The sequence below is a fragment of the Psychrobacter sp. ANT_H3 genome (genome assembly GCF_027919975.1).
In the GTDB taxonomy this organism is placed as follows: Bacteria; Pseudomonadota; Gammaproteobacteria; order Pseudomonadales; family Moraxellaceae; genus Psychrobacter; species Psychrobacter maritimus.
Genome location: NZ_JAQISM010000012.1, coordinates 39,538 through 46,622 on the forward strand (window position 1 = coordinate 39,538; position 7,085 = coordinate 46,622).

Annotated in this window: 5 protein-coding genes and 2 tRNA genes; all 7 read left to right on the forward strand. The window is 43.7% G+C overall.

The window, feature by feature from the left end; translation table 11 throughout:
* Positions 1 to 25 precede the first annotated feature (25 nt).
* Complete coding sequence (locus PG901_RS07345) at positions 26 to 2,374, forward strand: FdhF/YdeP family oxidoreductase (protein ID WP_271134050.1); 2,349 nt, start codon at positions 26 to 28, stop codon at positions 2,372 to 2,374.
* A gap of 40 nt (positions 2,375 to 2,414) precedes the next feature.
* Positions 2,415 to 3,461, forward strand: a complete 1,047-nt coding sequence (locus tag PG901_RS07350; RefSeq protein ID WP_271134051.1) for a formate dehydrogenase accessory sulfurtransferase FdhD — start codon at positions 2,415 to 2,417, stop codon at positions 3,459 to 3,461.
* Positions 3,462 to 4,338: 877 nt separating this feature from the next.
* The gene (locus PG901_RS07355) at positions 4,339 to 5,985 is read left to right on the forward strand and encodes a sodium:solute symporter family protein (protein WP_333780677.1); all 1,647 of its coding nucleotides are present in this window, start codon (positions 4,339 to 4,341) and stop codon (positions 5,983 to 5,985) included.
* Positions 5,986 to 6,098: 113 nt separating this feature from the next.
* On the forward strand, positions 6,099 to 6,233 hold the full coding sequence (locus tag PG901_RS07360) for a putative transporter small subunit (protein WP_271134053.1): 135 nt from the start codon (positions 6,099 to 6,101) through the stop codon (positions 6,231 to 6,233).
* Positions 6,234 to 6,427: 194 nt separating this feature from the next.
* Positions 6,428 to 6,501: transfer RNA gene (locus PG901_RS07365), tRNA-Cys, on the forward strand.
* 124 nt (positions 6,502 to 6,625) lie between these two features.
* Positions 6,626 to 6,712, forward strand: a tRNA-Leu gene (locus tag PG901_RS07370).
* A 164-nt stretch (positions 6,713 to 6,876) separates the two neighbouring features.
* Positions 6,877 to 7,085 (forward strand): Arm DNA-binding domain-containing protein (locus PG901_RS07375; protein ID WP_271134054.1); only part of this gene is annotated, 209 nt, incomplete at its 3' end.

Here is a 7,085-nt window from a genome sequence, read left to right on the forward strand (position 1 = left end):
TCGCCATTCGCCTATGAGGTCTGTCATGCGCAAAATCCCTGTTTATACCCATCCTGCTGCTGGTTGGCCAGCGCTGATCTCATCGACTCGTAAGCTGATGGATTACAAGGCGTTTATGCGCGGTAGTGTCAGCATCTTACATAGCAATCAGCCTAAGGGCGGCTTCGACTGTCCGGGCTGTGCGTGGCCTGACCATAAGACCCATAAAGTTATCGATATCTGTGAAAACGGTATCAAAGTCATTGCCAGTGAAACGATGAACCAACGTGCAGATGCGGCGTTTTTTGCCAGACATAGCGTGACCGAACTGCAAAGTTGGTCAGGCTATGAGCTTGAGCATAGCGGACGCTTATCAGAGCCGTTATATTATGATGCAGCGCAAGATCGTTACATCGCTATTTCTTGGCAAGCGGCTTATGAGCGTATCGCTGATGTCTTAAAAAATCTTGATTCACCAGATGAAGCCTTATTTTATACTTCAGGACGCGTGACCAACGAGCCAGCTTTTATGTTTCAGCTGTTTGTACGCTGTTTTGGCACCAATAATTTGCCAGATTGCTCCAATATGTGTCATGAGCCAACGTCAGTGATGCTTGGCAAACAATTAGGCGTCGGTAAAGCCACCGTAGTTTTGGAAGATTTTGAGCAAGCAAAGTTGATTATGCTGTTTGGGCAAAATCCTGCCACCAATCATCCGCGTATGCTTGAGATGCTAGCGCACGCTCATAAACAAGGCTGCCGTATTATCTCTATTAACCCGATGCGTGAGCAGGGTTTAAGCAAGTTTAGGAATCCACAAAAACCAACTCATATGGCTGCAGGACAAAGCGATGAGATGGTCGATGAGGTCATTCAAATTCAAATCGGTGGTGATGTCGCTTTATTGACTGGTTTGGCTAAATGGCTGGTAGAAAACGATAAGATTGATAGTGAGTTTATTAGCACTCATACTTCAGGATTTGATGATTTAAAACAATGGCTGATCGCCCAATCTTGGACAGATATTGAGCTTGGCTCTGGTATTACGCAAGCAGACATCATCAACCTTGCCAAGCTCGTGGCAGACAGTCCTGCCACTATCTGTACGTGGGGTATGGGCATTACCCAACACGTCCAAGGCGAAGATAATGTCGCCATGATTACCAATTTGCTGCTGCTGATGGGTATGATTGGTATCGACGGTGCAGGCGCCTCGCCCGTTCGTGGTCACTCCAATGTGCAAGGCGATCGCACTATGGGTATCCATGAGCGCCCTAAACAAAGCCTACTTGATAGCCTTGAGCGCGTGTTTCAGCGCCCTATGCCGCAAGAAGACGGGCTTGATGTCATTGCTGGAGCTAAAGCATTGATGCAAGGTAAACTTAAAGCCTTTATCAGTATGGGCGGTAATTATGCCGTTGCCGCACCCGATAAGAGTGCGATTCAAACCGCCTTAACCACTACTCAGCTTAATGTTTTTGTCGCTACCAAGCTCAATGAAACCATGCTATATCCGGGTACAAACAACTTAATCTTGCCTTGTATAGGGCGCACCGAACGCGTGATAACGGCTAAAGGCGAGCAGTTTGCAACGATTGAAGACTCTATGTGCCAAATTGTGCCCACACAAGGACGTCTAAAACCGATTAGTGATGATTTAAAGTCTGAAGCGCAAATTGTGGCTGATATGGCAACCCATGTGCTTGGGTCTGATTCATCAATTCCATGGCAGACCATGGGTAGCGACTTCGATATCATCCGTAATTATATTGCCCGTGCTATTGACGGGTTTGAGAACTTTAATGAGCGTATCCGTGAAAGCGAGCGCGGTTTTCATTTATACCACCCAGCACGTCATCGCGTTTGGAATACCGATAGTGGCAAAGCCCAATTTGAAGTACCGCAATATCCGATTACTTATGTCGCCGCGCAAATGGCACAAACTAGCGCGGACTATCACAGCAATGACACGAGCGATAATTTTAAAGATAAAAATATCGAAAAAAGTACTGAGCAAAAAGTATGGCAATTGACTAGCGTCCGTAGTCATGATCAATTTAATACCATGATTTTCGGGTTTAAAGACCGCTATCGCCAAACCAACCGCCGCGATGTGTTATTTATGCATCCCGATGAAATCAAGCGTTTAGGCTGGCAAAAAGGCGATAGCGTCATGGTATCGCGGCAAGACAGCAAGGATGAGCGGCGCACCTTGGGTCCTTTGATACTTACTGAGATGGATATCGCTGCCAACGCGGTGGCGACCTATTATCCTGAATGTAACGACCTTATTGACTTGGACAGTCATGCTCCTGACTCGAGGACGCCTGCTTATAAGTCCGTCACCGTTGTTTTACAGCGCGTTAATGAAGGCATGTTGGCAGCTACCGCTTAATAGCACTTGATGTCCTACAATAATGGTTAAAAATAATATAATGGTCAATAAAAATAACTTAGCGACAGTAGATACTTTGGCAACAGATGCTGCTGAGGCGTCAATAGAGACCCAGACAGTGCCACTATCTCGGCTGCATTGGGCACAAAAACATCGTTATTTATCTACTGAAAACTCTACTCATGCAACCAAAGAAATAGAGATTGATGATAAATCAGCAATGCTAGCAGTAGAGGCAGCCGTTGCGATTGTCATTAATGGTATCCATTATGCGATATTGATGGCAAGCCCCTATCAGCTTGAATATCTTGCCATTGGCTTTTTATACAGTGAAGGGCTGATTCATCATAGTCATGAGCTATTAGATTGGGAAGTAACGCAACTGACTGATATCGCAAGTTATCAGAAATTTAGCAATGACTTAACGGATGATTCGGCTACTGCAACGACTACTTTTGAGCAGTTTTCAACGCAGCTACAAGACTATGATGTGTATGTTGTGGAACTGGTATTAAATCAGCGCTGTCATCAGCGTATTCAAGCGCAAAAGCGGCAGCTAGCAGGACGTACAGGCTGCGGAATGTGCGGTATTACAGGACTGGCGCAAGCACTTCCTGATTTAAGCAGTTATTCAGCGCCAAGCTTAGAATCAGCCAAAAAAATGTCGCAACCCACCGCCCCTACTCTGAATTATTTATTACAAGTACGACAAAATATTAACGCCGCACAACACACGCATCAATTAACCGGTGCGGTACATGCCGCTGCCACCATGCAAGGCGCTGACTTATATCTATTCGAGGACGTCGGACGCCATAATGCCCTCGATAAACTCATCGGTTGGCAATTACGCCACAAAGCAGAGCTGACATGCGTGGTGATGACCTCGCGGCTGTCTATTGAGCTGGTGCAAAAATCTATTCGTAGTCGCCTACCTTGGCTTGTCGGCATGTCTGCACCGACCAGCACTGCGGTACGGGTTGCTGAGCGCTATGGCTTGGGGCTGGCAGGATTTTTACGCGATGACCGAGTTACTTACTATACCAACACTACACCAACTGTCCAAACGCTTAAAACACCAATCTAGAGCGGATTCTGCTGTTATATCTCTATAACTAAACATGCCAGATATTACTCCGTTACTATGCACTCCCATTACCCTTCCTGTGCAATTCTCCAATTATCCATTCGATTAAGCTTTTTTAGCTCCATCTTGCTCTAACACTGATTACAGTTATTATTATAAATCTATCTATTAGTTTGCCTTAACCATCCTTGACTCAGAAGTTTGAGGGAAAATTTGAGGTTAGAGATAGAATAGGTTACCCTTACCGCACAAACATGTTACGAATATTTAACATAGTTGTAGTTTTATTTATCAATGATAAGTAAATGAGCACCACAATCCCAATAAGATTTTACTTATTATCACGACAACGGATGATAGCTCACACGCAATAAATTGAGTAAAACGCTACTCTAATTATTGCTTATCACAGCTGATATAAGCTGTCTACATTGAGCACAAGTCATAAAGTTTTGGCTTAGTGCTTATCCGTAATTTTGCTATGGACGCTTACCATGTAAGCCTCGTGTAGCCTATCGCTACTATCGATGATGCCGTATTTGACCGCGTAATGGTTTATCCATTAGCAGACGCTAATTGAGAGTTGCCGCTGTTATTTTTCATACAAGCTTTTAGTCGATATTTTTTATTAAATATTTTAATAGCCTGTGGCCAATGAAAAATTAATACACCCTCTGACGTTAGCATTTGGTTTTTATAACCATTTATTTTATTGCGTATTGCTCGTTGCTAATTGTACGCACGGGCAAAATTGTATGCGCGTGGCAAATAGGCTGAACGCGCGTTTTTATATTTTCGCCAGTTTGTAAGTTTTACTTTAAAGCGAACTATTATTCTATTAAAACAATTGCGAGGTATGAATTTGAAAACTGAGTCATTGTTCCAATTCTCATCGTTAACCATTCTTTTATTATTGCTAGCATTTTATGGTGGCACGTATTTACTGTCTTTATTAATCAAAAAAGACAAGGAGACAACTTCAGGATTTATGGTCGCCGGTCACAGTGTAGGCTTCGGCATGGGTGCAGCCAGTATGACCGCCACATGGATTTGGGCGGCGTCGTTTTATGCAGCCGCTACTTCTGGTTATAAATACGGCGTCTCAGGACCGATACATTACGGTTTTTGGGGTGCTTTGATGATTTTATTCATCTATCCTTTTGGTATGCGCTTTCGTGAACTTGCCCCAAATGGTCATACCTTAGGTGAACTCATCCACGCCCGCCACGGCTCATCAAGCCAATTAATTTTAGCCATATCCAATATTATGGGGAGCTTAATTAGCTTGATGGTCAACTTCACCGCTGCTGGTGCTTTGGTATCCGTACTGTCACCCTTATCGTTTCAGACGGGCGTCATCATCGCAGGCGTTGGGGTGCTCAGCTATACGTTAACCTCAGGATTCCGAGCCTCCGTCTTTACCGACTTTGCCCAACTGGTCGCCTTAATGGCCATTGGTGTCATCATCATCCCAGCGGTACTATTTTCCATGGGTGGTCCGTCGGTCATGGTCAGCGGACTGTCAAATTTAACCTTTGAGCAGCAAAATTTCTTTTCCTCTGAAGCGTTCTTTCAGCAAGGTGCGCCATATTTTGTCGCCGTATTGGCTTATGCCATCGGCAATCAAACCATTACCCAGCGCCTATTTGCTATTGATAAAACCAAAATTAAAGCGACCTTTATCACTGCCACGGTCGGTTATGCCGGTATCGTCATTGGGCTTGGTATGATTGGACTCATGGCATTAACCATAGGTATCGAGCCACTTGATGGCAATATGAATAACTTAATTCCGCAAATGGTCAGTACTTATTTGCATCCGGTCTTTATCGCATTATTCTTTATTTTAGTGATAGGTTCGCTGTCCTCAACCGCTGACTCAGACTTATCAGCGCTATCAACGATTATGATGGCGGATGTCTATGGCAAAAACCTTGCCAAGGGGCGCGTTAAACCAAAAACTATGATGCTTGTCGGTCGCGGAACCATGATTGTCGCCACGGCAGCAGGATTGATTTTTGCCAGCTTTAAGCTTGATATTTTGGTAATGCTGGTCTTCGTTGGCGCGTTATGGGGTGCGATTGTTTTCCCAGTGATTGCCAGTGTGTTGTGGAATCGCGTCACCAATGTCGCCTTTACCTCAGCGGTCATCGTTGGGCTGTTATTGTTCTGCGTTGCGCGCTTTGAGCTGATACCGATTACCGGCTTCACCGCCTTATTCTTTGAGATATTGGCCAGTGTCGGTGCCGCAGTGGTTATTGGCCTTATGGTCTTTGGCTTTCTAGGTCGTAAAATCGGCATGGTCGCCGCCGCTATCACGCTGGTGCTGATGTTAATCTTCGCCACTGGCTTCCTACGCCAGTACATGGTTTTACTCGCTTCACTGACCGCTTACGGCGCAAGTACCATCGTCTGTGTGATTATCAGCCTAATGGGTGACGAGCATTTTGACTTTGATCTCATTAAACAGCGGGTTGGCGACTATGATAAAAAGCCGCCAGTACAACCGCTAGCAAAATCTTAAATAAGATTAATATTATCAAGTGATGGTTGGTCATTAACTGGCTAGCCATTATTAGAAGCCAGCAAAGCAAAGTAAAAATCAACACCAACAATTACTAAATATAAGGAGCTATCATGGACAACGTCTTTATCTATGGATTATATATCCTCATTTGGCCGGCGATTACGCTAGGTGTACTGATATTAATTTGTACCGCAACCTATCGCGATATCAAAAAAGCGAAATATAATAATAAAGATATCGTTTAGCACACGGTATTAGACGATGTGTTTTATAAAGCCATCATGTAGCAAAGGCTTAGTGATGGCTTCATTTAGTCTAACAATACTTCGAATTAGCGTTAATTTATGGGCAAATAGCCAAAACTGAGCAGATAAGTAGCATTTAATTAAAAAATGACTTGTAATTTAAATTATTTTTGCTAATATAGGCATCCTTGATTGGCTGGGTGGCAGAGTGGTCATGCAGCGGACTGCAACTCCGTTAACGCCGGTTCGATTCCGACCTCAGCCTCCAATTATTTAGGTTAAAAATATTATAAATATTACGTTAATTTTAGCTTGCTTTATTAACATAAATGCTTATAATAGCGACCACTATCTAACAAGTAGCAAGCTTACTTTTAGATAATACAAGTTTTGCCCGGGTGGTGAAATTGGTAGACACAAGGGATTTAAAATCCCTCGCTAGTAATAGCGTGCCGGTTCAAGTCCGGCTCCGGGTACCATTACATAGTCCTATACTATCTTATAGAACAGCCAAAGCCCCTGATATCAGGGGCTTTGTTGTATCTGACGTTCCATACTGTCCTATGAATCTATCCTAATCCATGCACTTTGAGTATACTGTCAAGTATACCGAGTTTTGAGTCTACTCATGGAGATCTGGGATATGGAAAGAAAAGCGATCAGTTCAGACAGAAGCATCAGCAGCCATAAGACTGAAGATAAGAAGTACTTCGTTGCTGTCAAAAATCATCCTAAACTATTCTTAATGGTACGTCCTACTGAGACTAAGTCATGGATGTATCGCTACTATCCGCCTTCAAATCCTAAACAAAGCATTATCTCCATCGGTATATATCCAAGTATCTCGTATGC

Excerpts from the sequence above, each read along its gene's own strand:
- PG901_RS07345 (WP_271134050.1), top strand. The coding sequence starts at position 26 with ATGCGCAAAATCCCTGTTTATACCCATCCTGCTGCTGGTTGGCCAGCG.
- PG901_RS07350 (WP_271134051.1), top strand. The coding sequence starts at position 2,415 with ATGGTCAATAAAAATAACTTAGCGACAGTAGATACTTTGGCAACAGAT.
- PG901_RS07360 (WP_271134053.1), top strand. The coding sequence starts at position 6,099 with ATGGACAACGTCTTTATCTATGGATTATATATCCTCATTTGGCCGGCG.